Here is a 26,169-nt window from a genome sequence, read left to right on the forward strand (position 1 = left end):
ACACGGGCAAGGGACCGGTTAAGGCGCGGATGCACGTGCTGGCCGGTTGCGGAACTGTCGGCGATAGCTGGCTGGCGAGATGGAGAGGGCGCGGGTGAAATGCTGGCGGAAGGAGACGGTGGAGCCAAAACCCGCCATCTCCGCTACGTGATCGACCGAACAGGAGCCGGTCTCCAGCAGGCGCTGCGCCACCGCCAACCGCTGCGCCAGAACCCATTGCGTGAACGTCGTTCCCGTCTTCTTGCGGAAGTGCCGGGTGAAGCTGCGGAGACTCGTGCCGGCGTGATCGGCCAGCCGTTCGAGCGACAGTTGCTCGTCGAGATGTTCGATCGCCCAGGTAGTCGTCGCTGAGAGCGGGTCGCCGCTGCCGGGGGCAGGGAGCGGCGCTTCGATATATTGCGCCTGGTCGCCGTGACGATGAGGTGCGACGACCAGCCGGCGGGCGATGCGGTTGGCGATCTCGGCGCCGTGGTCGTTGCGCACGATGTGCAGGCAGCAGTCGATCGCCGCGGCCGTTCCGGCGGACGTCAGGATATCGCCCTCGTCGAGATAGAGCGCGTTCCGGTTCAGCGCGACCTGCGGGTAGGCACGCTCGAATTCGTCCGCCCAGGCCCAGTGCGTCGAGGCCGCCCGGCCGTCGAGCAGGCCGGCTTCGGCGAGCACGAAGGTGCCGAGGCAGAGGCCGTCGATCTCGGCACCCAGTTGAGGCAGGCTGGCGTCGATACGCTCGTCATGTCAGGGCTGATGACCCATGCCTGCGTTGCCGGTGCAGCGCGCGATGCCGTGCCGCTCGGCTTCAACGTCATCGTCGCTTCGGATGCCTGCGCCACACGCGATCTCGATACGGGGGAAGGTGACGTCGTTCCGCATGCGCTGCTGCATCGCGCATCGTTGGCGACGATCGATGACACCTTCGGCGATATCCTGACGACCGATCAGGTGCTGGCGCTGGCGCGCCGGTCCTGATTGAGCAGCCCAACCGGGCCTGTCTGGAACGCGCTCTTCTGAGACGTCGCATTCGGACAGAACGGGTCGCCCGACCTTGCTAGGCGGAACCGCGCAGCATGATCTCGGCGCTCAAGAGAATGCGCTCGTCCTCGGGGAAGGCGCCGCCGTCGTCGGTGGTTTCCCCGAGCTTGAACAAAAGCAGTTCGATCGCCAGACGACCGATCTCGTTGTAGTTCTGCGCCACCGTCGTCAGCGGCGGGCAGGTGTAGCGCGACAGCGGATGGTCGTCGTGGCCGGCGACGCGCAGATCCGCATCGGCATCGCGTCCGACCTTGAGACCCGACTGGAAGGCGGCGGCAATGACGCCGAAGGCGACGCGGTCGTTGGCGCAAAGCACCGTCCTGGTTGGAAAGCCGCCGGAGCCGAGGATGCGCAGCGTCTCGTCGAAGCCGAATTTTTCGAAATCCCAGGCGGCATTCGGCGTGGTTTCGACCAGTGCCGGCTCCATCTTCAGCTGCTGCATCGCTTCCAGATAGGCGTCGCGCCGGGCCATCGCGTTGTTGTTGACCGGCGGCATGCCGAAGTAGCAGGGCGGGCTGCCGGAGCGGCAAAGATAGTCGACCATCAGACGGAAGCTCTGGCGGTTGTCGGTGCCGACGAAGGACGAGCTGTCGTCGAGTGGCGAGTCCACATAGATCAGCGGAATGCTGGCGCCGAGCGCCGTCAGCGTCCGGTGATGCGACTGCACGCCGAGCGGCGCGATGATGGCGCCGGCGACGTTCATCGACTTGAAGGTCTCGATCGCCCGCTCTTCCATTTCCGGCCGCCCGTCGGAGGAGAGCACGAAGGCAAGGAACCCTGCCTGGTTGGCGATGTGTTCGATCCGGCGCGTCAGCGCCATGTAGAAAGGGTCGGTCGAGTTCGGGACGATGACGCCGAGGATGTTGGTGCGGCGGCGGTTCAGGTTGACGGCGAAGATGTTCGGGCGAAAACCCGACTGCTTGATCGCAGCCTCTATGGCATCGCGGGTCTTCTTGCGGACCGAGCCTGGATCATTGAAGTATTTCGAGACCGTCGGGCGCGACAGGCCGACGAACTCCGAAAAATCCTCCATGGTCTTGATCTGTCTGTCCACGGTCGCTGTGCCCCATATTGTTTTGATTTCGTTTATAGGTTCATTTCGAGGGGATAGGCAGTACCGGCTCGCAAATATTCACCGAACAGAGGGCCGGGCGCTAAGCGCGGCAGGCCCTGAAGTAATCCTCGAGAACCCGATCGACGGCAGCAAGTGCCAGCGGTTTTGCTTGAGCCGCGACTTCACCGTCGCGCACGCGCTCGTAATTGCCGGGGAGATACTGGCTGATCAGCGTTTCCGCGATGACGACGCCGTCAAGCAGTGCCAGAAGTTCTTCGACGGCTGCCGCGACCTTCGGATGCGGCCAGTAATAGCGGATGCGGTCGCTATAGGAGAAGTGCCGCTGCAGCCGCTGGGCCTCCGCCGAGCCGTGGTAATACTTGCCCCAGTTGCCCGGCTCCTCGCGCATCACTTCCTCGGTGACGGCCGCCAGCGTCTGCTTGCGCGCCTCGGGGAAAAGGAAGGCGGCGATCTGGTCGAGGCCGTAGAGTGCCTCGCGCAAAGCGAAGGTCAGGCCCGGGCCGACCTTGAGAATGGCAAAGCCGTCGGAAACGAGATCGCGCAGCGCCTCTGGTGTCTGGTAGTCGGTCGAATGCGCTTCGAAGACGACGCCGTCGAGCTGTTTCAGGCTGGCGCTGAGGTTCGCCGCTTTCGCCCGGTCATAGGCGATCACGTTCTCGTTGCCGAACTCGACGCCCGGCTGGACCACCGCGCCGACGACACGTCCGAAGGCGTCGGCAGCGCCGGCCTTTTCAAACGCCTGGCGATGAATGGAGACGGTCTCGACCGCCGCCTCGGGTGCGGTGACTTCCAGCGTGTCGAGCTCTTCCAGTGCGCCGCCCGGAACCGGCACTTCGGTGCCGATGATGTAGACGGGAGCGGTGTGGTTTTCGCCGCGAATAGCGGCTTCGGCGGCAGCCGCCAGCCGCGCGGCGCGCTCCGCCGTCACCGCGTCGGGCAGAGCCACCGGCTCGCCGGCGCAGCCCATGCTGGTATCGAGATGCAGCTTGGTGAAGCCGGCCTGCGCATAGGCCTTGATCATCGTCTCGGCCTTGTCCATCGCTACATCCGCCGGCAGGTGCTTCCACGGGTTCGGGCCCAGATGGTCACCGCCGAGAATGATCTTTTCCTTCGGGAAGGCGACACGATCGGCGATCCCGGCGACGAAGCGGGTGAAATCGGCGGGCGTCATGCCGGTATAGCCGCCGTCCTGGTTGACCTGGTTGCAGGTCGCCTCGATCAAAAGCGCGGCATCTTCCTTCAGCGCCCGAAGCATGGCGGCTTCGATTACCAGCGGGTGGGCCGAGCAGACGGAGGGTATGCCGCGCGGGCCGGGGCGTTCGGACCAGCGGGCGATGTCGATCAGAAGGTTCTGTTGCATGGCGGTCAGCCCTTTTTCGCGGTGATGAAGGTTTCGAGATCGGCGCGCGTCGATGCGCCTTCCATCGGGCCGGAAATCATGACGGCGCGCGCGCCCGAGGCATTGGCGAATTCCAGTGCTTCAGCGGGTTTGGCTCCGTTCAGCCAGAAGGTGACGAAGGTCGCGCCGAAGCAGTCGCCGGCGCCGGTCGGGTCGATTTCCTCGACGGCAAAGCCCGGATGCGAGAGCGTCGTTTCACGATCGAAATAGCTGGCGCCTTCGGCGCCGCGCTTGACGACGACCACCTTGATGCCGGTGGCGAGCAGCTCGGCAATGGCTTCCGCTTCGGTCTTTGCCTGCGTGAACAGGAAGAGTTCCTGTCCGCTCGGCAGGAAGACGTCGGTCTTGGCGAGCACCGCCTGCAGCGCCTCGCGCATGCCGGGACTGTCGAGGATTTCCGGCCGCAGGTTCGGGTCGAAGGAGACGGTGCCGCCGGCTGATTTGATGATCTCGATCGCGGCGATGATGCTCTCGACCACGCTTGGAGCGTAGAGCGACGAGCCCATCACGTGCAGGTGGCTGCAAGTTCCGACCAGCGCCCGGGTCGCCTCGTCGAGCCGGATCGTGCCGCAGGCACTGTGGCGGATGTTGAAGACGAAGGCGCGGCTGCCGTCGGCGCGGTAGCGCACGAAGGCGCTGCCGGTGGTGCCGAGCGGATCGACCGCGATACCCGAGATGTCGACGCCATCGGCCTTGAGCCGATCGAGGTTGACGTGGCCGAAATCGTCGTTGCCGACGCGCGAGATCATTGCCGCTGGCTGGCCGAGCTTGCCGACCTGGTCGATGAAGATTGCCGGCGCACCCGAGGGGTAGGGGCCGATCAAAGAGGTCGCCTGGCGAAAGCCGTCGCCCTTTTCGGTGGCGATGATCTCCACGAGAATTTCGCCGATCGTCAGTATCTTGTGCATGGGTATGTTCTCTTCGGAAAGATCAGCGCTTTGCCTGCTTGGCGCGTACGTCGAGCCAGACGGCGATCAGGATCACCAGGCCCTTGACGATGAGCTGGTAGAAGTAGGGGACCGACAGCATGTTCATGCCGTTGTTCATGACGCCGATGATGAGCGCGCCGATCAGCGTGCCGACCATGGTGCCGACGCCGCCGGCAAGCGAGGTGCCGCCGAGGACTGCCGCCGCGATCGCGTCGAGCTCGTAGCTCATGCCGGCATTGGTCTGGGCGGAGAACAGGCGGGAGGAGAGAAGCACGCCGCTGATCGCCGCCATCACGCCCGAGATCATGAAGATGGTGATCTTCAGCCAGTCGACCTTGATGCCGGAATAGACCGCTGCCTCGCGATTGCCGCCCGTCAGATAGGCGCGGCGGCCGAAGCTCGTCTTGCTCAAAAGGATGTGGTTGACGAGGAAGAGCACGGCGACGACCCAGATGATGATCGGCAGGCCGAGGAAGCTTTCGGTACCGATGGCGGTCCAGGTCGAGTTCTCGATCATCGCCGGCGCGCCGTTGGTCGGCAGGCTGACCATGCCGCGGTAGATGCCCATGGTCGCGACGGTGACGATGAAGGATGGCAGCAGCAGCTTTGCCGTCAGTACGCCGTTCAGCATGCCCATCAGGGCGCCGGCAAGAAGCGTGATGGCGAGCGCCGGCGCGAAGCCGAGGCCGAAGGCGAAACATTGCGCGCCGACCATGCCCGCAACCGCAATGATCGAGCCGACCGAAAGGTCGATCTCACCAAGCAGGATCACCCAGGTCATGCCGAAGGCGGCGATCGCCACCACGGCCACCTGCTGCAGGATGTTCATGAAGTTGACGACCGACATGAAGCGCGGGTTGAGGAAGGAGAAGATGACGCAGAGCATCACCAACGACAAAAGGATGCCGCCATACTGTTTCAGGGCGCGCAGGAAGGCGGCCTGGAGTTCGGATTGCTGCGTCATGATTTAAATCCCGTTGCGTGCGCCATGATCGTTTCCGGGTTGAGTTCGGCGCCGGAAAGCGTTGCGCCGATGACGCCCTCGTGCATGACGACGACGCGGTCGCTCATTCCCAGCACTTCCGGCAGCTCGGAGGAGATCAGCAGGATCGCCGTCCCCTCGGCCGCCAGCTGGCGGATGATCTTGTAGATTTCGAACTTGGCGCCGACATCGACGCCGCGAGTGGGCTCGTCGAGGATCAGCACCTTGGGCCGGGTCAGCAGCCACTTGGCGAGCACGATCTTCTGCTGGTTGCCGCCGCTGAGCGAACCCGAGGGCGTGTCGAGCGAATGGGTCTTGATCGCCAGCCGGCCGACTTCCTGGGCTGCCGCCGTGCGTTCGGCGCGGCTGCGGGTGAAGCCGAGCGGGCCGGTGAAATCGGAGAGCGCCGCCATCGAGATGTTCCAGCCGACGCTGTGGCTGAGGACCAGGCCCTCTTCCTTGCGGTTTTCGGTGACGAAGCCGATGCCGCGGGCGATTGCCTCTGCCGGCGAGCGGAAGCGGACCGGTTGCCCCTCGAAGCGCACAGTTCCGGTCGCGGCCCTCATGCCGAAGAGCGCGTTCATCACCTCGGAGCGGCCGGAGCCGACGAGGCCGAAGAAGCCGAGGATTTCACCGGGCCGGATGTCGAAGGAGATGTTTTCGAACTCGCCGTCGCGGGTGAGGCCGTCGACGGAGAGAACCGGCGTGGCATCCGGCTTCTGCTCGTGTGCCGCTGGCGGATAAATTTCGTCCATGCGGCGGCCGACCATCAGCGCGATCAGCGTCTCGATGGTGACGTCGTCGCGATCATGGGTGGAGACATATTCACCGTCGCGGATGACCGTGATGTCGTCGCTGAGCCGCATGATCTCTTCCATGCGGTGCGAGATGTAGATGACCGCGACGCCACGGCTCTTCAGCCGCGCGATGATGTCGAAGAGGATCTCGGCTTCGCTGTCGCTGAGCGACGACGTCGGCTCGTCGAGAATGACGACTTTGGCCTCGTGGCTTAAGCCCTTGGCGATCTCTACCAGCTGGCGCTGGGCGATCGAGAGATTGCCGACCTTCTCGCTGACATCGATCGGCAGGCCGAGATCGGCGACGATCGCGCGGGCCCTGACGACCAGTTCCTTGTCGTTGATGAAGCCGAAGCGGCGTGGCTCGCGGGTGGCGAGAATGTTTTCGGCCACCGTCAGATTGCTGCAGAGGCTGAGTTCCTGGAAGACGATGGCAAGACCGAGTGCGGCGGCATCCTGCGGATTGCGCGGCTGGTAGGGGCGCCCATCGAGGGCGATTTCCCCCGAGGTCGCCTCGTGAACCCCTGCGAGGATCTTCATCAGCGTCGATTTGCCGGCGCCGTTTTCGCCGAGCAGCGTGTGCACCCGGCCGCGGCGAACCTTGAGGCGCATGCCCTTCAGCGCCGCGACCTGGCCGAAGGATTTGGTGACGTTGTCGATTTCGAGAATGGTATCGCTGGTCGAACCAAACATGGCGGCCTCCTTCAGGTCAGCCGAGAGCAGCGCCTCCGGCCAGAGGACGGAAACGGACCCTGATGGGTTGCCGCCGCCCCTGAGGTGAGGCGGCGGCTGTCCTGGGAGGACTTACTTCGCGGTGTAGACGCCGGGGACGATCGGCTGTTCGGCCGGCACGGTCTCGCCGGCGGCAACCTTGACGGCGGTGTCGACCGCCTGCTTGCCCATCTGGTCCGGGAACTGTTGGATGACGCCGACCATGACAGGGTTCGTGTCGACGGCGTCGCGCGCTTCCTTCATGCCGTCGAAGCCGATGACCTTGACCTGGGATTCGAGACCCGCAGCCTTGACCGCAACGGCAGCGGCAAGGGCGGCATCGTCGCCGAAGCCGAAGATGCCGGTGATATCAGGATTGGCCTGCAGCATGTTCTGGGCGGCGGCCAATGCTTCGGCGCGGGTGATGCCGGTCTGGATCGCGACGATTTCCATGTCCGGATGCTTGGCGATCGCTTCCTTGAAGCCGTTGACACGGTTTACCACCGACTGGACCGTCGGATAGTCGATGACGGCGACCTTGCCCTTGTTGTCGAGAACCTTGGCCATCAGCTCGCCGGCCTTGACGCCGCCGGTGAAGTTGTCGGTGCCGATATGCGAGGTGACGGTCGCGCCATTTGCCGGAACGTCGACGGTGATCACCTTGATGCCGGCCTTCTCGGCTTTTTCGATCGCAGCGCGCACGCCCTGGCTGTCGACCGGCGAGATGACGATGACGTCGACGCCCTTGACGATGAAGTCTTCGACATCGGCGAGCTGCTTGTTCAGATCCTGGTTGGCGATCGAGACCTCGAGCTTGACGTTCTTGGCTTCAGCCTCGGCTTTCATCGCGTCGGCGAGCTCGATGTAGAACGGGTGCTGCTGGGTCAGAAGCGACGCGCCGATGCCGTCGGCAAAAGCCGAGGAGGCAAGGAGCGACAGCGCCGTGCCGGCGACGAGAGATTTCAGAATGCGGGACATGTTCATGGTTTCCTCCCTGGAAACGGCGCGGGCCTTCTTGTGTCTCAGCCAAGCTGGCGAGGCCCTCCCACCGCCGTCTTGGTGAGGCCGTAAAAATCATAAAAGTTTTCGCGCGTCAACTTTTAAAAATACACGAACAAAATATTGGGGGCGCAGTGTGGAAATTTTTAGGTTGCAGCGGTCGTCCTTTCAGTCCTTTTGCGGGTGGCTTGTCTTTCCGCAGCCTTGCGCCAGATTTCATGACAAACGGCAAAGGAGACGAGCCATGGCTGAGACCGGCAAGACGGCGTTGGTCCGCATTCTCGGGCGGGTGCAAGGCGTCAGCTTCAGGGTCTGGACGCGTGACGAGGCGCGCAAGCTCGGTCTGGTGGGATGGGTTCGAAACGAGGCGGACGGGTCGGTAGCCGCCTTGATCAGCGGCCCGGAGGACGCGGTCACCCTCATGCTCGAGCGCCTGCATGACGGGCCGCCGGCGGCATGGGTTTCAAAGGTGGTTGCCGAATTTGTCGAGCCGCCTGAGCACGTCGGTGACTTTCGCATCACCAAATAGGCCGGGATTGGTTTTTAGCGCCGGTTGGCGTTAGGCTGCCGAAACCGTTGACGGCCGGCCATAGGCGCGCAGGAACGTCTTCACCGCCCTGCGGGCGCTGATCTCCAGCTCTGCTTCGCTCGGCGTTTCACCGAACAGCCCACCCATCTGCAGGTCGGCCTTGATCAGTGCGATGAACTGGCGCGCCGCGAGGTCGAAATCGTCGATGTCGAGCGGTGCGATGTGGGCAAGGCGCGCAAACAGCGCCGCCAGCGCCCGATCGGTCTTGCCGGGTCCTTGCTCCCGCCAGAACTGGAAGAGATGCGGATAGCGGTTGCCCTCGGTCGAGATCAGCTTCTGGATGAACTTGGCGTCCTGGTTGCAATTGCAGTTCTTGTTGAGGCGCACGGCAAATTCGGCCAGGTCTTCCTCGAGGTTGTCGGCGTTTTCGGGAAAGGTCGCGAGGATGGAGAAAAGCACGCCGTTCACGCGATCCATGATGTCCTGGATCACCGCCATGAACAGCGTCTCTTTCTCGCGGTAGTGATTGTAGATGGTCTGACGCGAGACACCCGCCGCGACGGCGATCTCGTCGATGCTGGCGCCGGAAAAGCCTTCCCGACAGAAAACATCGGCCGCGGCCTCCAGGATCGAAAGGCGTTTCGCGAATTGCCCTTTCTGGGGGCGAGCGTCAGCCGAGGCCAAATCAAATTTCTTCATGGACCGAAGATAGGCGCCATTGACGATTTAGACAATGCTGTCTAATTTTACACGTATGTCCAAATTAATGGACGGAATAGTCGGCGCAGGATGCGTATCCCCAACGTTCGATCCTGGCACGACGATGTCTTTGAGTTTCAATCCGGGCGGCAGCGATTTCGGCGCCGCGATTTCTGAAAGTTCATTGCCATGACAACGTCCTTCCTCCGCACGGCGATCGTGCTCGGCCTGATCTCGGCGATCGGCCCGTTTGCAATCGACATGTATCTGCCGGCCTTGCCGTCAATCGGCAAGGACCTGACGGCCGAAAACGGCGTGGTGCAGTTCAGCCTGCTGGCGTTCTTCATCTCCTTTGCCATCTCGCAGCTTGTCTATGGGCCCCTCTCCGATATCTGGGGCCGCAAGGCGCCGCTCTATCTCGGCATCGGCCTCTTCACCGTCGCCAGCATCGGCTGCGCGCTTTCGACCGACATCGAAACCCTGATCGCTTTCCGCTTCCTGCAAGGGATCGGCGGTGCCGCCGGCATGGTCATTCCGCGCGCCGTGGTGCGCGACATGCACACGGGCGTCCAGGCCGCGCGGCTGATGTCGATGCTGATGCTGGTCTTCAGCGTTTCGCCGATCCTGGCGCCGCTTGCCGGCAGCGCCGTCATCGGCTTCTACGGTTGGCGCGGCGTGTTCTATGCGGTGACCATCGCCGCCTTCATCGGCCTGATCCTGCTCTCGACGCAATTGCAGGAAACCCGGCCGAAGAAGGATCGTGCCGACAGCAGTATCGCAAGTGCGCTTGCCGCCTATCGCCTGCTCCTCTCCGACCGCAATTTCCTGACGCTCACCTTCATCGGCGGCCTCGGCATTTCCGGGTTCCTGGTCTATCTCGCCAATTCGCCCTTCGTGCTGATCGACCATTATGGGCTGACGCCGACTGAGTACAGCATCGCCTTTTCGATCAATGCCGTGTCGTTCTTCGCTGTGTCGCAGGCGACCGGCTGGCTCGGCGAGCGCTTCGGTCTGGTGCGGGTCATGCATCTTGCCGTCGGCGCGTTCGCGCTGACCATGGTCACGATGTTCATCGTCATGAGCCTCGGCTTCAACCAGTTGCCTGTCATGGCCGCGTTCCTCTTCGTCGGCTATGGCGTGCTCGGCCTGGTTATCCCGACCTCGGCGGTGCTGGCGCTTGAAGACCACGGCGAGATCGCCGGAACGGCCTCGGCACTGATGGGTACGCTGCACTTCGTCACCGCCGCCGTCGCCATGGTGGTTGCGACTATCTTCTTCGACGGAACGGCCCTGCCGATGGCCGGCGCGATCGCCGCTTGCGCCCTTGCCGCCTTCCTGCTGACGCAAGCAACGATCGGCCGCAGCCGGGTGGTCGCGGCAGAGTAGGCGCTGCTATTGCTGAACAAAGGCCGGCGAGGGCGTCCTCGCCGGCCTTTTGTTGTCAGGTATGACCGAATGGGCCGTCCTTAAAAATTCCAGTCCTCGTCCTCGGTCGCCACAGCCTTGCCGATAACGTAGGACGAACCGGAACCGGAAAAGAAGTCGTGGTTCTCGTCGGCATTCGGCGAAAGCGCCGAGAGAATGGCCGGGTTGACCTTGCAGGCTTCCGCCGGAAACAGCGCCTCGTAGCCGAGGTTCATCAGCGCCTTGTTGGCGTTGTAGTGCAGGAACTTCTTCACGTCTTCCGTCAGGCCGACGCCGTCATAGAGCGCCTCGGTGTATTTCGCTTCGTTGTCGTAGAGTTCGAGCAGCAAGTCGAAGGCGAAAACCTTGATCTCTTGGCGGCGTTCCTCGCTCAAGCGCTCCAGCGCGCGCTGGAACTTGTAGCCGATGTAATAGCCGTGCACCGCCTCGTCGCGAATGATCAGCCGGATCATGTCGGCGGTGTTGGTGAGCTTGGCGCGGCTCGACCAGTACATCGGCAGATAGAAGCCGGAATAGAACAGGAAGCTTTCGAGAAAGACGCTCGCGACCTTCTTCTTCAGGGGATCGCCGGAGGCATACTCCGCCATGATCAGCGCGGACTTCTTCTGCAGGAACTCGTTCTCTTCCGACCAGCGATAGGCGTCATCGACATCGGGTGTCAGGCAGAGCGTCGAGAAGATCGAGGAATAGGAGCGGGCATGCACCGCCTCCATGAAGGAGATGTTGGAAAGCACCGCCTCTTCATGTGGGGTGGTCGCATCTTCCATCAGTCGGACGGCGCCGACGCCGTTCTGGATCGTGTCGAGCAAGGTGAGGCCGGTGAAGACGCGGATGGTGAGTGTCTGCTCCTCCGGCTTCAGCGTTGCCCAGGAGGGAATGTCGTTGGAAAGCGGCACCTTCTCCGGCAGCCAGAAATTGCCGGTCAGACGGTTCCAGACCTCCAGGTCCTTGTCGTCTTCGATGCGGTTCCAGTTGATGGCGCGGATGCGGCTTGCGGGTTTGGTGTGCATGTTCATGTCGTTGAACCTTTGTGATCGTGTATGCCTCATCGCGCGGTGAGGGGGTGCCCCTCATCCGCCTGCCAGCACCTTCTCCCCGCTTGCGGGGAGAGGGCTAGGGTGGGGGGCCGTTACTGGAATGCGAGGTTACAGCGCGCAGGAAACGCAGCCCTGGACCTGCGTACCCTCGAGCGCCATCTGCCGAAGGCGGATGTAGTAGATGGTCTTGATGCCCTTCTTCCAGGCATGGATCTGAGCACGGTTGATGTCGCGGGTCGTTGCCGTGTCGCGGAAGAACAGGGTCAGCGACAGGCCCTGGTCGACGTGCTGGGTGGCGGCCGCATAGGTGTCGATGATCTTCTCCGGCCCGATCTCGTAGGCGTCCTGGTAGTATTCGAGATTGTCGTTGGTCATGAAGGCGGCCGGATAGTAGACGCGGCCGATCTTGCCTTCCTTGCGGATCTCGATCTTCGAGACGATCGGATGGATCGAGGAAGTGGAGTGGTTGATGTAGGAGATCGAACCGGTCGGCGGCACGGCCTGGAGGTTCTGGTTGTAAAGGCCGCCAGCTATCACCGCCCGTTTCAACTCCAGCCAGTCTTCCTGAGTCGGGATCGAGATGCCGGCTTCCTCGAACAGGCCCTTCACCTTTTCGGTCGCCGGCAGCCATTCGGTCTCGGTGTATTTGTCGAAATAGTCACCCGACGCGTATTTCGAGTTTTCGAAGCCGGCGAAGCTCTTGCCCTTCTCGACCGCCAGCCGGTTCGACGCGCGGATGGCGTGATAGGTCACCGTGTAGAAATAGATGTTGGTGAAATCGATGCCTTCCTCGGAGCCATAATAAATGCGCTCGCGGGCGAGATAGCCGTGCAGGTTCATCTGCCCGAGGCCGATCGCGTGGCTGTCGTCGTTGCCCTTTTCGATCGAGGGCACGGACGAGATGTGGCTCATTTCGGAGACGGCGGTGAGGGCGCGGATCGAGGTTTCGATCGTCTGGCCAAAATCCGGGCTGTCCATGGCAGCGGCAATGTTCAGCGAACCGAGATTGCAGGAGATATCCTTGCCCATGTGCTTGTAGGAGAGGTCGTCGTTGAACGCGCTCGCTTCGCTCACCTGCAGGATTTCCGAGCAGAGATTGCTCATGGTGATGCGCCCGGCGATCGGGTTTGCCCGGTTCACCGTGTCCTCGAACATGATGTAGGGATAACCGCTCTCGAACTGGATCTCGGCGATGATCTGGAAGAAGTCGCGCGCCTTGATCTTGCGCTTGCGGATGCGGGCATCCTCGACCATCTCGCGGTACTTCTCGGTCACCGAAATCTCGGTGAGGGGCACGCCATAGACCTGCTCCACGTCATAGGGTGAGAACAGATACATGTCCTCGTTGTTGCGGGCGAGCTCGAAGGTGATGTCGGGGATGACGACGCCGAGCGACAGCGTCTTGATGCGGATCTTCTCGTCGGCGTTTTCGCGCTTGGTATCGAGGAAGCGCATGATGTCGGGGTGGTGGGCGTGCAGGTAGACAGCACCGGCTCCCTGGCGCGCGCCGAGTTGGTTGGCGTAAGAGAAACTGTCTTCGAGCAGCTTCATGACCGGGATGACGCCGGATGACTGGTTCTCGATCTGCTTGATCGGCGCGCCCATCTCGCGGATGTTGGTGAGCGACAGCGCCACGCCGCCACCGCGCTTGGAAAGCTGCAGCGCCGAATTGATGGCGCGGCCGATACTCTCCATGTTGTCCTCGATCCGGAGCAGAAAGCAGGAGACGAGCTCGCCGCGGCTCTTCTTGCCGGCGTTGAGGAAAGTCGGCGTTGCCGGCTGGAAGCGGCCGGAGATGATCTCGTCGACGAGATCGCGGGCAAGCCCCTCGTTGCCGCGCGCCAAGGCCATCGCCACCATGCAGACACGGTCTTCGTAGCGTTCCAGGTAGCGCTTTCCGTCGAAGGTCTTCAGCGTATAGGACGTGTAGTATTTGAACGCCCCGAGGAAGGTCGGAAAGCGGAACTTCTTTGAATAGGCATGATCGTAGAGATCGCGCACGAAGTTGAAGGAATACTGGTCCAGCACTTCCTGCTCGTAATAGCCCTCGGTCACCAGATAATCGAGTTTTTCCCGGAGGTTATGGAAGAACACCGTGTTCTGGTTGACGTCCTGGAGGAAGTACTGTTTCGCCGCCTGCCGGTCCTTGTCGAGCTGGATCCGTCCCTCTTCGTCATAGAGGTTCAGCATTGCGTTCAGCGCATGATAGTCGAGCGCTGCTTCCGTCGCCTTCAAGGGGCGTTCGAGTGTCGTGACGTCCAAAATCGTTCCATCCCGTTTTTGACATTGGCGACGTCCTCGTCGGTCCCGAGCAGCTCGAACCGGTAGAGATAGGGTACCCGGCACTTGGCCGAAATCACGTCGCCGGCGATCCCGTAGGTCGCGCCGAAATTGCTGTTGCCCGCTGCGATCACGCCGCGGATGTGAGAGCGGTTGCCCGCGTCGTTCAAGAAGCGGATGACCTGCTTCGGCACCGCCCCGCGGCCATCGTCGCCGCAATAGGTCGGCACGATCAGCACATAGGGCTCTGCGACCGTAAGTGCGTCCATACTTTCCCTGAGCGGTATGCGGGCGGCGCGAAGGCCGAGCTTTTCGACGAAGCGATGGGTGTTTTCCGAGCGACTGGAAAAATAGACGATCAGGCCCATCGCCCGCGTCCTTCAGGAAAGCGCGCTGATCATGTCCGGGCGGAAACCCGCCCAATGCCGCTCGCCGGCGACGACGACCGGGACCTGCCGATAGCCAAGACCCTGCACCAGCGCGAATGCATCGGAATCCTCGGAGATATCGACGATGCGATAATCGATGCCTTGGCGGTCGAGCGCACGGGTTGTGGCGGTGCATTGGACGCAGGCTGGTTTGCTGTAGACGGTGATCGACATGGGTTCCTCGTAGGGTCTGGCAAATGGGCGCAAAAAGTCGTCGGATCGCGCGAACGCGAACCGTGGTGTTGGCGATTGGACACGAAACATCGCTCCCCGGTCGACTCGACCGGAGTTGACGTCGTCAAGCTGGCCCAAGGTCGGTTACGCAACCGGGCCGGCTCGTTTTGGTCGGGCGCTCAGGAATTCCGCGGATGCGGGTTTTCAAGGCGCGGCCTTTCAATCAGGCGCGCAACAACGCGCACCCGTCCGCAGAAGGTGGATCTGAACTGGAAGAAACTGGCATGACTTCACCCCGAAGCTTTCGACGGGCTGCCGGGGAGACGTCGAGATGATCGGGCAGGCTCATCCTGCCACGCACTCAACCCCTCCGGACACCCCGCCCGTGGACGTTTGGTGATCGAGGCAGGTCTCCTGGCTTACGGGTCAAAGCTGCCATCCCGACCTTCCCGAGGCCTCATGCCTCAGTGGTCCAAATCCGGACAGTCGCTCGCCGTCTACAGTTGCGGGGGCAGCTACGGCATAGCCTCAGCGGAAACCCGCCGGCGCACCGTATTCCCGTCTTAGCTCCCAATCCTTGCGAATCGGAAGAACCTCGAACACTAGATATAGTAGTTCATCGCAAATCTACGTCAATAGGTGTGAGGTGCCGGACGGCCCGTGCGGAGGGTCTTTTCTTTTGCAGTGTGGATAACGGAGAGTAAACGGCGCTTTGAAACGGCTCTCCGTCGGGGGCTTCGTCTCGCCGCCGAAACGGCAACAAGCGCCGCAGCGCTCGCAGGGTTTTGGGGAGAAATTTCGATGGAGCCATCACGCGGGCCGGATGCTGCACTAGGCGATCCAGGCCCGTCGCGTCTCGGCACTCGCTCAATCGCAAAGCAGGATGCTGACGTCCTTGTTTTCGCCGGGTTGCGCACGCGGCGAGACCGCCATGGCCCGTGGCTTGCTCGCGCCCTTGCAGCCTGCCGAGGTTTGCGGCACGGATGAGGCCTCTTCCTCGGGCCAGTGCCACGGATCGGCTGTATCGCCGATGCGCGGGCGAATGTGCTCCTGGTCCCGCGTCAAGCCGATATCCCGGAGCTGGAACTCGTTGAAGGTATCGATGGCAACGGAGGGGCTGAGGGTCTTATCGGCCCAGTTCAGAACATAGTAAATCGTTGATCGCATTGCGCTAAGCATTGCTATCCTCACTTCTCTAAGAGGTCGTGTGTTCGCGAAAAAAGTGAGGGTTTTTGCCGTTTCGCGCAAAGCGATTTCTCGCATGCTGGCATAAAGAATGCTTATCTCAGTTCCATGAGCAAGATTCCTCCCATGAGTGCGGTGCGCGCTTTTGAGGCCGCCGCCAGGCACCTGAGTTTCACCCGCGCCGCCGAAGAGCTCAGCATGACGCAGGCGGCCGTCAGCTATCAGATCCGGCTGTTGGAAGATCGCATCGGCGCGCCGCTGTTCGTCCGGCTTCCGCGCGAGATGCGATTGACTGGCGCCGGGCGGCAGTTGGCGCCGAAGGTGACCGAAGCGATCGATCTCTTAGGGGCAGCCTTCTCGGAGATCGCCGACAAGACCGAGCATCACCTGCACATCTCCGTGCTCCCGACCGTCGTTTCGAGCTGGCTCGGCCAGCGCCTCGCCTCGTTTCAGACCGCGCATCCCAATATCAGCATCAGGGTGCACATGTCGACCGAGCTGGTCGACTTCAAGCGCGACGCCGTCGATCTCGCGGTGCGCAGCGGCGCCGGCGACTGGCCGGGCAACGATGTCTTTCCTTTGTTTCCGCTCGATTACGTGCCTGTCTGCACGCCCTCCTTCCTGGAGAAGCACCAGCTCAAGGAGCCCGCCGACGTTCTGAGGGTCCGGCGTTTCGGCAACGCCAGCTGGTGGCGGCGATGGATGATCGAAACCGGCGTCGAACCGCCGGCAAGCAACGGCACCGAATTGATCTTCGACGTCCAGGCGATGGATGTCGCCACAATCCTGGCGGATCACGGCATTGCGATTGCCGTCTCAACCTTCCTGATGGATGAACTGAAGAGCGGCAGGCTCATCCGGCCGTTCGAGCACGTGGTGCGCGACGGCCGCGCCTACTGGCTCGTCTATCCGCAAAGCACCAGGCGGCAGAAGAAGATCCAGGCTTTTCGCGACTGGGTCGTTGCCGAAGCCGATGCGTCGAATGCGATGCTTGCCACCGTGATGGAGGTGTCCAGGTCGCTTCATCCAGGGGGCAGCGCAAGCGCGCTCACCAAGCCGGAATAGGATTTGCTGAGCGGGGCTGCGTAGGAGCCGCGCTTGCTCGTCGAAAGCCCCTGCGACACCAGTGCTTCCGCCTGCTTGACCGCGGCCGACACGCCGTCGATGACCGGCACGCCGTAGTCGGCCTGGAGCATGCGGGCGAGATCCGCCATGCCGGCGCAACCGAGCACGATTGCCTCGGCGCCGTCCTGATGAAGCGCCAGTTCGATCTCGCTCCGCAGCTTGGCAAGGGCGTTCGAGGACTTGTCCTCCAGTTCAAGCACGGGAATATCGGCGGCGCGCACCTTCGCCCGGCCCGCCATGCCGTAGTGCCGGGTCAGGTTTTCGATCAGCACCCGCGAACGTTCCAGCGTCGTCACGACGGTGAAGCGCTGCGCCACCATGGCTGCGGTTGCGACAGCGGATTCGCATAAGCCCACCACCGGCATGCGGGCTAGCGCGCGCGCCGCCTCAAGCCCCGTATCGTCGAAGCAGGCGATGACGGCGGCGTCCGCGCCCGCGGCTTCGCCGTCACGGATCTCCGCGAGCAGGCCCGGAAGCGCAATCGCACCGTCATAATGCCCTTCGATCGAGACCGGACCGGATTTCGATGTGCGGGCGAGGATTTCCGTGTGGGGTTCGGCGACCGCCCGCGCAGCAGTCGCTGCCTTTGAGGTCATCGAGGCGGTGGTGTTGGGATTGACGATCAGAATGCGCATCGGTCCTAGCTCAGCTTTGCCTGGCGGCGCCGCAGCATCAGTATGACAGCCAGCGCGACTAGGATGATGGTGAAGGAGAAGAGGGTTGTGACCGTGCCGAGCGCATAAAGCACCGGCGTCGTCACGTTCGTCGTCATGCCGTAGATCTCGAGCGGCAGGGTGTTGTAGCTGCCTGATGTCATCAGCGTGCGGGCGAACTCGTCATAGGAGAGCGTGAAGCCGAAGAGACCGACGCCGATCAGGCTCGGGGCGATCATCGGCAAAAGCACATGGCGAAAGGTCTGCCACGCCGTCGCGCCGAGATCGCGAGCGGCCTCTTCATAGGCCGGCGAAAACCGGTTGAAGACCGCAAACATGATGAGCACGCCGAAGGGCAGCGTCCAGGTCAGATGCGCGCCGAAGCCAGAGGAATACCAGGCAGGTTTCAGGCCGAACTGCTGGAAGACGACGCCGATGCCGAGCGAGATGATGATCGACGGCACCACGAGACTGGCGACAGTCAGATAGAACAGTGCGGTCGCGCCGCGGAAGCGCCGGCGGAAGGCGAGGCCCGCAAGCAGGGCGACGACGACATTGACCACCATGACCATCAGCCCCAGCGTGAAGGACCGGCGGAACGAAGCGCCGAAATCACCGACCGCCTGCCTTTCGAACAGATTGTAGAACCAGTGCACGGAGACGCCGTTCAGCGGAAAAGTGAGACCGCCGTCCGGCCCCTGGAAGGCGAGGATCAGCACCGCCGAGAGCGGGCCGTAGAGGAACAGCACGAACAGGGTGAAGAAGGCTGCAAGCAGGTAGAATTCCTTGCCGCGTTTCTCGTGAGGCATGTCAAAGCTCCTTGCGAATGTCTACGACGCGTAGGATGGCGGCGACCATCAGGAGAACGACGATCAGAAGAACCACCGCGTTGGCGGCGGCGGCCGGATACTGCAAGAGCGACATCTGGTTCTTCATCATCAGCGCCACCGAGGCGCTCTGGCCGCCGGACATGACCTGCACGGTCGAGAAATCCGCCATGACGAGGGTGACGACAAAGATCGAGCCGATGGCGATGCCGGGCTTGGCGAGCGGCAGAATGACGTTCCAGAGGATCTGGAAGCCGGAGGCGCCGCAGTCTCGGGCCGCTTCGATCAACGATCGGTCGATGCGCATCAGCGTGTTGAAGATCGGCGTCACCATGAACAGCGTGTTGAGATGGACCATGGCGAGCACCACGGCAAAATCGGAATAGAGCAGCCACTCGATCGGCTGTGGGATGAGGCCGAGCTCGATCAGGGCAGAGTTCACAAGACCGTTGCGGCCGAGCACCGGGATCCAGGAAATCATGCGGATGATGTTCGACGTCAGGAACGGCACGGTGCAGACGAGGAAGAGCACCATCTGCATGGTGGTGGTACGAACATGGAATGCGAGGAAATACGCTACCCAGAAGCCGATCGCGAGGGTCAGTGCCCAGACGAGAACGGTGAATTTCAGCGTGTTGAGATAGGTCTTCCACGTCACCCAGGAGCCAAGCGTGTCGGCGTAGTTCATCGTCAGGAAGTCCGGGTAGAGACCGGCAAAATCATAATCCCAGAAGCTGACGACGACGATCGTCAGGATGGGCAACACGAAGAAGAAGCCGAGGATCAGCGTCAGCGGCAGCGCCTGGATGTAGGAGGCAAGCGCGCGGGGAATGGCGGGGCGACGGGGCGCCGTCTCTGTTCCGATCTCCCCTGACTGCGAAGTGGCTATTGTCGCCATTGTTGGTCCTCTCTTCGATTTTTGGACGAGGGGGTGCCCCTTATCCGCGCGGTGAGGGATTGCCCCTAGTCCGCCTGCCGGCACCTTCTCCCCGCAGGCGGGAGAAGGGATATGCCGCACCGCCTCACAAACATCTGGACCGCAGGTGTGGCACGTCCCCTCTCCGCGCGAGCGGGGAGAGGGTTAGGGTGAGGGGCAAGACCGCTGCGGGCGCAGTCGTACCCGTGCCTGCGACTACGCCGCGATGAATTCGTTCCAGCGCTTGATCATATAACGGTCCTCGTCCATGACCGAGTTCCAGCAGGCAACTTTGCCCATGCGCTGTTCGAACGATCCGCCGTCGCGGACGGCGCCGGCCTTTTCCATCACCTTGCCCTCCGGCGAGAGGATGTCGCCCTTGGCGGGCTTGCCCTCCACCCAATAGCCCCACTCGTCCTCGGACATGAAACCCTTGGCGGTTTCCATCGCGGCGGAATAGTAGCCTTGGCGGTTGAGATAGGCGCCGACCCAGCCCGACAGATACCAATTGATGTATTCGTAGGCCGCATCGAGCTGCGCGCCCTGAAGATGGGCGGCAAGGCCGAGTCCGCCGCCCCAGGCGCGATAGCCTTCCTTCAGCGGCTGGTACTTGCAGGCAATGCCCTTGGAGCGCACGGCGGCGACGGCCGGCGACCACATGGACTGGATGACGACTTCGCCAGAGGCCATCAGGTTGACGCTCTCGTCGAAGGATTTCCAGAAGGCACGGAACTGGCCGTCCTGCTTGGCCTTGATCAGAAACTCGATCGTCTTGTCGATCTCGTCCATGGTCATGTTGCCTTTATCGGCATATTTGATGTTACCCATCGCCTCCATGATCATTGCCGCATCCATGATGCCGATCGAGGGGATGTTGAGGATCGCGGTCTTTCCCTTGAAGGCCGGGTCCATGATGTCGGCCCAGGTCGAGATTTCGCGGCCGACGAGATCGGGGCGAATGCCGAGCGTGTCGGCGTTGTAGATCGTCGGGATCAGGGTCATCCAGTCGGTCGGCGACTTGGCGAAGGTCTTGGAATCCTGGGCGTCAACAAATCCAACGGTGTGCGGCGCGGTGCCTTGCGCGACGACGCTTTCGGGCTTCAGCTTGCCGTCTATGAACAGCGGCACAATCTTGTCGAAGTACTTGATCTTCTTGACGTCCATCGGCTGTATCACGCCGGCTGGGAAGACCTTCTTGGCGATCCAGTATTCGATGTCGGCGATGTCGTAGGAATCGGGCTGCGTTACCGCCCGCTGCGCGGCGGCGTCGGAATCGGTCGCCGTCATCTCCAGCGTGATGCCGAGGTCTTGCTTACACTTCTCGGCGATCGCGTTGATGTTTGAAACGCCGGTGCCGAACTGCCGCAGCGTGATTGGATTTTGCGCCCAGATCGTTGGGAAGCCGGTGATCACACCGGATCCGGCGATCGCGCCGACGGCAGCAACGCCGGTCTTGAGCAGCGAACGCCGTGTTAGGCCGCTCGCAGGTTTCTCGGTCTTGGTTTCAGTCGTCATGTGCAGTTCCCCTTCTTGTGATGGTTGATTAGCTCATGCGGAAAGGCGGCCGAGGGGGACGACGTCCTCCAGGGTCCAACTCAGCGACACCGCGTCGCCGACCGCGACCGGCTTCCTGAAATGGTCGGCGTCGCTGACGATAACCGTGAAGTCGTCGCTGCCGGCGCCGGTGGCGGTGAGCTTCACCGAGGCGCCGCGATATTCGATGTTGGAGACCACCGCCTGGAAGCCGAGGCCCTTCTCACTGGGCGGGGCGAGCCGCACGCGATCGGTGCGGATGCCGATGTCTATCGGCCGACCCACCTGCTGGGCGATATCGCGCACCGTAAAGACCTGGCCCCCGGCCGTCTCCATTTCGACGACGTTGTCGCTGATCGCCCGGACTTTTCCGGAGAGAACGTTGTGGTCGCCCATGAAGCGGGCGACGAAGGCGGTGGCCGGCCGCTCGAACACCGTGCGGGGTGCTGCCGCCTGCTCAATCCGGCCGTTGTTCATGACGACGATCAGATCGGCGAGCGCCATTGCCTCTTCCTGGCTGTGGGTGACGTGTACGAAGGTGATGCCGAGTGTCTTCTGCAGCTTCTTCAGTTCGACGCGCATGCGGATCTTCAGGAACGGGTCGAGCGCCGAGAGTGGCTCGTCGAGCAACAGCGCCTCCGGCTCGGTGATCAGCGCGCGGGCAAGCGCCACGCGCTGCTGCTGGCCTCCGGAAAGCTGGGCCGGGCGCCTGGTGCCGTAGGCCTCCATCTGCATCAGCTTCAGTATGTCGAGCGCCTTGGCGCGTCTGATGTCACGGGTGACGCCCTTCATCTTCAGGCTGAAGGCGACGTTGTCGATGAGGTCGAGATGAGGGAAGAGCGCATAGGACTGAAACATCATCGCCGTGCTGCGCCTGGCCGGCGGAAAATCCGTGACGACGATATTGCCGAGCCTGAGATCGCCTGAGGAAATGCTCTCATGGCCGGCGATCATACGCAGCGTCGAAGTTTTGCCGCAGCCGGACGGGCCAAGGAAGCAACAATAGCTGCCGGCAGGGATCTTCAGGCTGATGGAGTGCACGGCCGTGGTCGCGCCATACATCTTGGAAACGGAAACGATATCGATCTCTGCGGCTTTCGACATGAGGCTTTCTCCTTGCAACAAGAAGAAGCATCAATCGTGCCAAATTCGATCGTCGTGCCTAAGGCTATGTTTTATAGCGAGAATGGCCGTTTTTTGTGCCGGATTGTGTCGTTCACGGCGTAGGGCGACTGCCCATGATTTGGGCTTTTTGTCGTCAATATGCGCAAATTATTGTATACGATAACGTAAAATTTTGAGCACAACGATCGCGGCGGCTCCACCGGGGTGGGCAAGGGCGAATTTCGCGACCTATTGGCATTCCCGAAGATGACGCTTTCATGGAGAAACTGAAAATCAGCTGAGAACGGCTGTTACCAAACTGACATGGCGGCTCCCTAAAGACTGCGGCCAACCGCAGAGAAGGGAAGTATCAGCCCTTCGACGCGGATACCGCAAGCCATCGTCGGAGGCCCGTTTCCATGAAAATCGTCCAGATCAGCGACACCCATCTCAGCCCCGCCAAAAGCCACTTCAATGGCAATTGGGAACCGGTTCGCGCCTGGATCGAGGCGGTGGCACCCGATCTCGTCATCCACACCGGCGACGTCACCATCGATGGCGCCGACCACGAGGACGACATCACCTTCTCGCTCGATCTGATCGGCCAGCTCTCGATGCCGGTGCTGATCGTTCCCGGCAATCACGATGTCGGCCATCTGCCGGGTTCGCACCAGCCGGTGGATCCAGTTCGGCTTGCCCGCTGGCGCCGGCTCGCCGGTCCGGACTACTGGGGCCGCGACCATGGCGACTGGCGGCTGCTCGGCCTCAACAGCCTGCTGATCGGCTTCGAGGACGAAGAAGAAGACAGGCAGTTTGCCTGGCTGGAGGAACAGTTGCTCAGCCGCGACGGCCGCCGGGTGGCCGTCTTTGCCCACAAGCCGCTTTTCGTCGACGATCCGGGCGAAGGCGACACCGGCTACTGGGGCATCCGTCCGCGCCAGCGCCAACGCCTGTTTGATCTTTTCGCCGAAGCCGAGGTGGCGCTCCATGCAAGCGGCCACCTGCACTGGGCCTGGTCGGGCAAGCACGCCGGGACGTCTCTCGTCTGGGCGCCGCCGACCTCCTTCATCATTGATACGCTGGAACGGCCGATGCCGGGCGAGCGGCTGGTCGGCGCCGTTGTACACGAGTTTAGCGACGTCAACGTCAAAAGCGAGATCATCGCGGTGCCGGGACTGACCAGCCACCTGCTCGATCCGATCGTCGAAGAGGTCTACCCGCTGGCGGCCAAGAAGACGGTCCGTGTGGAGGCCGCGCAATGAGCGTGCTTTCGCTAGAGGGTATCACCAAGTCCTATGGCGGCAACGCGATCCTGAAGGGGGTTAGCCTGCAGGCGGAGGCGGGTGAGTTCATCGCGCTCGTTGGTCCTTCCGGCTGCGGCAAGAGCACGCTGTTGCGCATCGTCGCTGGTCTCGATCATGGCGACGGCGGCGAGATCGTCATCGGCGGCCGCAGTGTCGCGCGCATGGCGGCGGCCGATCGCAATGTCGCGATGGTCTTCCAGTCCTATGCCCTCTATCCGCACCTGACGACGGGCGAGAACATCGCCGTGCCGCTTGCGATGCGGCGGCTGACAGCGGCGCAGCGTCTGCCTGTGATCGGCAATCTGATGCCGGGGCAGAAGCAGATCCGCAGCGATATCCAGCGCCAGGTCAAGGAAATGGCGCTGGCGCTGAAGATCGATCACCTGCTCGACCGCAAGCCCGGCCAGATGTCCGGCGGCCAGCGCCAGCGCGTGGCGCTCGCCCGCGCCATGGTGCGCCGCCCGGCCGTCTTCCTGATGGACGAGCCGCTCTCCAATCTCGATGCCAACCTGCGCGTCCACGCCCGCGGCGAGATCGTCGATCTCCACCGCCGCGCCGGCGTGCCGACGCTCTATGTCACCCACGACCAGTCGGAAGCGCTGTCGATGGCGGATCGAGTGGCAGTGATGATCGGCGGCAATCTCTTGCAACTGGCGACCCCGAAGGAGATCTACGACAACCCCTCCCATATCGAGGTCGCACGCTTCCTCGGCCAGCCGAAGATCAACGTGCTGGAGACCCGCACGGATAGGGCGAGCATCGTGCGCTTCGGCGATCTGGTGCTTCTGGCAAGCCGCGGACAGGCGCCGGATGCTTCAGTGAAGCTCGCAATCCGCCCGGAATTCGTGCGCTTCCATGCGGCAAACGCCGGCCGCTTGAGCGCGCGGGTCGAGCGTATGGAGTTCCTCGGCTCTGAGGTAATCGTTCACGCCCGCCTCGATGCGATCGGCGAGCTGGTCACTGCCAAGTCAGCACCTGCCGAGGCCGCGGCGCTCGCGATCGGTCAGCCCGTTGACGTCGAGTTCATGCCGGAACGGGCGATGCTGTTCGACGGCGAGGGCACCCGGCTGCCAGCCGAGCGGGTCGCTATCGCCGCGACGCTGGAGAAGATCCATGGCTAAGGCGGGTTCCAATCGGGATACGGCGGCAGGGGCGGCGGATTTCGTGGATACCGCCCTCTGCCCTGCCGGGCATCTCCCCCACAAGGGGGGAGATCGGCTGGAGGCAATGCCTCAGCATTCATCTCTGCGAGACGGTGTCCAGCCGACGCAGCGGCTGCGGACCCAAACGGCGATCGATGCCGCGACCACCGATCCCGATCGCCGCGAGGCCCGCATTGCCTGGCTGTTAGCGCTGCCGGCCATCACGCTGCTCGTCCTCTTCATCCTTTTACCAACCGCGGCGGTGATCGTTCTCGGTTTCACCGATTTCGAGCTCGGCTACGGCAGCTTCCGCTTTGTCGGCTTCGAGAACTATGCCGAACTCTTCAGCGACCGCACCTTCCGGCGCTCGCTCTGGAATACCACCATCTACACCGCGATCGTCACACCGGTTTCGATCGTGCTGGCGCTGGCGATCGCCATGCTGATCGAGGCGGAAACCAAGGGGCGGGCGTTCTTCCGCACGGTCTATTTCCTGCCGGTGGCCTCGCTGCTCGTCGCCATGGCGACGGTCTGGCAGTTCCTGTTTCACCCGACCATCGGCCCGATCAACACCTTCTTGGCCGTTTTCGGCATTGCCGGCCCCAACTGGCTCGGGGCCTCCGGCACGGTGCTCTATGGTCTGTCGATCATCGGCATCTGGCAGTCGGTCGGCTTCAACATGGTGCTGTTCCTTGCCGGTCTCACCGCCATCCCGCGCGAGCTCTATGCCGCAGCGGAAGTCGACGGCGCCAGGACCTGGTTCGATCGTTTCCGGCTGGTGACCTGGCCGATGCTCGGGCCGACGACGCTGTTCGTCACCACCATCAGCATCATCAACTCAGTGAAGGTGTTCGAGACGGTGAAGACGCTGACCGAGGGCGGTCCGAACAAGGCGTCGGAAGTGCTGCTCTTCACCATCTACCAGGAGGGCTTCGTCTATCTGCGCGTTGGCTATGCCTCGGCCATGACCGTCGTCTTCCTCGCCATCCTCGTCGTCCTGATGTTCCTGCAGTACCGCGTGCTCGACCGGAAGGTTCACTACGCATGACCAACACCATCTCCGTCACCCGCCTCATTCGCCTCGCCGTTCTCTCGTTTGGCGCGCTCATCTTCCTCGCGCCCTACATCTTCATGGTCTCGACCGCCGGCAAGGCTCAGAGCGAGATCTTCTCCTCGTCGCTGTCGCTGATCCCTGAGCAGTGGTCCTATATCGAGAACTTTTCCAAGGCGCTGTCGCGCGTCTCGATGACGACCCTGCTCTTCAACGGCGTTGTCGTCTGCGCGCTGATCTTCGTCATCCAGATCGTCGTCGCCATCCCTTGCGCCTATGCCATGGCGAAGCTGAAGTTTCGGGCGGCCCGCACCATGATGGTGCTGGTCATGCTCGGCCTCCTGGTGCCGATCCACGCAACCGCGCTGCCCATTTACGTGGCCTTCGACAGGTTGTCGGTGCTGAACAGCTACGCAGCACTAGTGGCGCCGTTCTCGATCTCGGTGTTTGCGATCTTCCTGTTCCTGCAGTTTTTCCGCGCCATGCCCGACGATCTGATCCATGCGGCACGCCTCGATGGTATGTCTGAAGCCGGCATCGTCGCGCGCGTCATCGTGCCAAACGCCTGGCCGGCGATCACCGCCTTTGCAATCTTCTCGGTCGTCGCCCACTGGAACGATCTCTTCTGGCCGCTGATCGTCGTCACCAACCAGGACTATGCGACCCCGCCACTCGGCCTTCTCTACTTCCGCGCCGCAGAAGCCGGCGACGACTACGGCGCGCTGATGGCCGCGACCCTCATCATCACCCTTCCCCTCGTGACCGCGTTTCTGCTGGCGCAGAAGCGTTTTGTCGAGGGCATTACCATGACCGGTCTCAAAGGCTGAACGGTCCAA

At 62.5% G+C, this 26,169-nt stretch carries 26 protein-coding genes and 1 riboswitch; of the genes, 8 read left to right on the plus strand and 18 right to left on the minus strand.

The features are described from left to right. Positions 1-18 precede the first annotated feature (18 nt). Positions 19-663, minus strand: coding sequence for a GlxA family transcriptional regulator (locus ASD01_RS25875; protein ID WP_082573038.1), 645 nt, complete (start codon positions 661-663; stop codon positions 19-21). Here ASD01_RS25875 and ASD01_RS36270 point away from each other — a divergent pair. Then, a complete protein-coding gene (locus ASD01_RS36270) occupies positions 616-966 on the plus strand; it encodes a cysteine hydrolase family protein (RefSeq protein WP_244495305.1) in 351 nt (116 codons plus the stop codon). The two genes, ASD01_RS25875 and ASD01_RS36270, sit on opposite strands and share 48 nt — an antisense overlap. A gap of 79 nt (positions 967-1,045) precedes the next feature. Here ASD01_RS36270 and ASD01_RS25885 read toward each other — a convergent pair whose 3' ends face one another. The 6 genes from ASD01_RS25885 to ASD01_RS25910 form a co-directional block, all read right to left on the minus strand. Continuing rightward, a complete protein-coding gene (locus tag ASD01_RS25885; protein WP_034805926.1) occupies positions 1,046-2,062 on the minus strand; it encodes a LacI family DNA-binding transcriptional regulator in 1,017 nt (338 codons plus the stop codon). Between the two features lie 121 nt (positions 2,063-2,183). Continuing rightward, complete coding sequence (locus ASD01_RS25890) at positions 2,184-3,464, minus strand: D-tagatose-bisphosphate aldolase, class II, non-catalytic subunit (RefSeq protein WP_060644608.1); 1,281 nt, start codon at positions 3,462-3,464, stop codon at positions 2,184-2,186. Positions 3,465-3,469: 5 nt separating this feature from the next. Beyond that, positions 3,470-4,411 (minus strand): tagatose kinase, encoded by a 942-nt coding sequence (locus ASD01_RS25895; protein ID WP_060644610.1) that lies wholly within the window; start codon positions 4,409-4,411, stop codon positions 3,470-3,472. 22 nt (positions 4,412-4,433) lie between these two features. After that, a complete protein-coding gene (locus tag ASD01_RS25900; protein WP_060644612.1) occupies positions 4,434-5,396 on the minus strand; it encodes an ABC transporter permease in 963 nt (320 codons plus the stop codon). Continuing rightward, on the minus strand, positions 5,393-6,904 hold the full coding sequence (locus tag ASD01_RS25905) for a sugar ABC transporter ATP-binding protein (protein ID WP_060644614.1): 1,512 nt from the start codon (positions 6,902-6,904) through the stop codon (positions 5,393-5,395). Before ASD01_RS25905 ends, ASD01_RS25900 begins: the two co-directional genes overlap by 4 nt. 111 nt (positions 6,905-7,015) lie before the next feature. Beyond that, complete coding sequence (locus ASD01_RS25910; protein WP_034805529.1) at positions 7,016-7,906, minus strand: substrate-binding domain-containing protein; 891 nt, start codon at positions 7,904-7,906, stop codon at positions 7,016-7,018. Between the two features lie 259 nt (positions 7,907-8,165). On the opposite strand from ASD01_RS25910, the gene ASD01_RS25915 reads away from it, so the two are divergent. Beyond that, on the plus strand, positions 8,166-8,450 hold the full coding sequence (locus ASD01_RS25915; RefSeq protein ID WP_034805532.1) for an acylphosphatase: 285 nt from the start codon (positions 8,166-8,168) through the stop codon (positions 8,448-8,450). Positions 8,451-8,480: 30 nt separating this feature from the next. Here ASD01_RS25915 and ASD01_RS25920 read toward each other — a convergent pair whose 3' ends face one another. Further along, positions 8,481-9,149 carry a TetR/AcrR family transcriptional regulator gene (locus ASD01_RS25920; RefSeq protein WP_051659704.1) on the minus strand — a complete coding sequence of 223 codons (669 nt, stop codon included), beginning with the start codon at positions 9,147-9,149 and terminating at the stop codon, positions 8,481-8,483. 189 nt (positions 9,150-9,338) lie between these two features. Between ASD01_RS25920 and ASD01_RS25925 the strand changes: the two genes are divergently transcribed. Beyond that, positions 9,339-10,535 (plus strand): multidrug effflux MFS transporter, encoded by a 1,197-nt coding sequence (locus tag ASD01_RS25925; RefSeq protein WP_060644615.1) that lies wholly within the window; start codon positions 9,339-9,341, stop codon positions 10,533-10,535. Positions 10,536-10,615: 80 nt separating this feature from the next. On the opposite strand, the gene nrdF is transcribed toward ASD01_RS25925, so the two are convergent. The 5 genes from nrdF to ASD01_RS25950 form a co-directional block, all read right to left on the minus strand. After that, positions 10,616-11,590, minus strand: coding sequence for a class 1b ribonucleoside-diphosphate reductase subunit beta (gene nrdF / locus ASD01_RS25930; protein WP_034805549.1), 975 nt, complete (start codon positions 11,588-11,590; stop codon positions 10,616-10,618). 129 nt (positions 11,591-11,719) lie between these two features. Next, positions 11,720-13,873, minus strand: coding sequence for a class 1b ribonucleoside-diphosphate reductase subunit alpha (gene nrdE / locus ASD01_RS25935; RefSeq protein WP_060644617.1), 2,154 nt, complete (start codon positions 13,871-13,873; stop codon positions 11,720-11,722). Next, the gene (nrdI, locus tag ASD01_RS25940) at positions 13,843-14,259 is read right to left on the minus strand and encodes a class Ib ribonucleoside-diphosphate reductase assembly flavoprotein NrdI (RefSeq protein WP_060644618.1); all 417 of its coding nucleotides are present in this window, start codon (positions 14,257-14,259) and stop codon (positions 13,843-13,845) included. The genes nrdE and nrdI overlap by 31 nt, the downstream gene beginning before the upstream one ends. A gap of 12 nt (positions 14,260-14,271) precedes the next feature. Continuing rightward, positions 14,272-14,493 carry a glutaredoxin-like protein NrdH gene (gene nrdH, locus ASD01_RS25945; RefSeq protein ID WP_034805557.1) on the minus strand — a complete coding sequence of 74 codons (222 nt, stop codon included), beginning with the start codon at positions 14,491-14,493 and terminating at the stop codon, positions 14,272-14,274. Positions 14,494-14,880: 387 nt separating this feature from the next. Beyond that, positions 14,881-15,106: riboswitch (cobalamin riboswitch) on the minus strand. Positions 15,107-15,360: 254 nt separating this feature from the next. Beyond that, on the minus strand, positions 15,361-15,660 hold the full coding sequence (locus tag ASD01_RS25950) for a hypothetical protein (RefSeq protein ID WP_060644620.1): 300 nt from the start codon (positions 15,658-15,660) through the stop codon (positions 15,361-15,363). Positions 15,661-15,804: 144 nt separating this feature from the next. Here ASD01_RS25950 and ASD01_RS25955 point away from each other — a divergent pair, with 144 nt between their 5' ends. After that, complete coding sequence (locus ASD01_RS25955; RefSeq protein WP_051659705.1) at positions 15,805-16,743, plus strand: LysR substrate-binding domain-containing protein; 939 nt, start codon at positions 15,805-15,807, stop codon at positions 16,741-16,743. Here the strand turns inward: ASD01_RS25955 and ASD01_RS25960 are convergent. The 5 genes from ASD01_RS25960 to ASD01_RS25980 all read right to left on the minus strand — a co-directional run bounded on the left by ASD01_RS25960 (position 16,701) and on the right by ASD01_RS25980 (position 21,836). Beyond that, positions 16,701-17,438, minus strand: coding sequence for an aspartate/glutamate racemase family protein (locus ASD01_RS25960; protein WP_034805563.1), 738 nt, complete (start codon positions 17,436-17,438; stop codon positions 16,701-16,703). The two genes, ASD01_RS25955 and ASD01_RS25960, sit on opposite strands and share 43 nt — an antisense overlap. Before the next feature lie 5 nt (positions 17,439-17,443). After that, entirely contained in the window at positions 17,444-18,265 is an 822-nt protein-coding gene (locus ASD01_RS25965; RefSeq protein ID WP_060644622.1) for an ABC transporter permease, read from the minus strand. A gap of 1 nt (position 18,266) precedes the next feature. Continuing rightward, a complete protein-coding gene (locus ASD01_RS25970; RefSeq protein WP_034805568.1) occupies positions 18,267-19,181 on the minus strand; it encodes an ABC transporter permease in 915 nt (304 codons plus the stop codon). A 234-nt stretch (positions 19,182-19,415) separates the two neighbouring features. Then, the gene (locus ASD01_RS25975) at positions 19,416-20,714 is read right to left on the minus strand and encodes an ABC transporter substrate-binding protein (RefSeq protein WP_034805570.1); all 1,299 of its coding nucleotides are present in this window, start codon (positions 20,712-20,714) and stop codon (positions 19,416-19,418) included. Positions 20,715-20,747: 33 nt separating this feature from the next. Then, entirely contained in the window at positions 20,748-21,836 is a 1,089-nt protein-coding gene (locus tag ASD01_RS25980; RefSeq protein WP_060644623.1) for an ABC transporter ATP-binding protein, read from the minus strand. A 419-nt stretch (positions 21,837-22,255) separates the two neighbouring features. Here ASD01_RS25980 and ASD01_RS25985 point away from each other — a divergent pair, with 419 nt between their 5' ends. From ASD01_RS25985 to ASD01_RS26000, 4 genes are all read left to right on the plus strand, one after another. Further along, on the plus strand, positions 22,256-23,098 hold the full coding sequence (locus tag ASD01_RS25985; protein ID WP_060644625.1) for a metallophosphoesterase family protein: 843 nt from the start codon (positions 22,256-22,258) through the stop codon (positions 23,096-23,098). Beyond that, positions 23,095-24,261: an ABC transporter ATP-binding protein gene (locus tag ASD01_RS25990; RefSeq protein ID WP_060644627.1), complete on the plus strand. Its 1,167-nt coding sequence runs from the start codon at positions 23,095-23,097 to the stop codon at positions 24,259-24,261. The genes ASD01_RS25985 and ASD01_RS25990 overlap by 4 nt, the downstream gene beginning before the upstream one ends. A 106-nt stretch (positions 24,262-24,367) precedes the next feature. Beyond that, positions 24,368-25,330 (plus strand): carbohydrate ABC transporter permease, encoded by a 963-nt coding sequence (locus ASD01_RS25995; RefSeq protein ID WP_082584693.1) that lies wholly within the window; start codon positions 24,368-24,370, stop codon positions 25,328-25,330. After that, on the plus strand, positions 25,327-26,160 hold the full coding sequence (locus ASD01_RS26000) for a carbohydrate ABC transporter permease (RefSeq protein ID WP_060521957.1): 834 nt from the start codon (positions 25,327-25,329) through the stop codon (positions 26,158-26,160). Before ASD01_RS25995 ends, ASD01_RS26000 begins: the two co-directional genes overlap by 4 nt. The last annotated feature ends 9 nt before the right edge of the window (positions 26,161-26,169 follow it).

Origin of the sequence: Ensifer sp. Root423 (genome assembly GCF_001426275.1) — a bacterium.
Taxonomy (GTDB): Bacteria; Pseudomonadota; Alphaproteobacteria; order Rhizobiales; family Rhizobiaceae; genus Ensifer; species Ensifer adhaerens.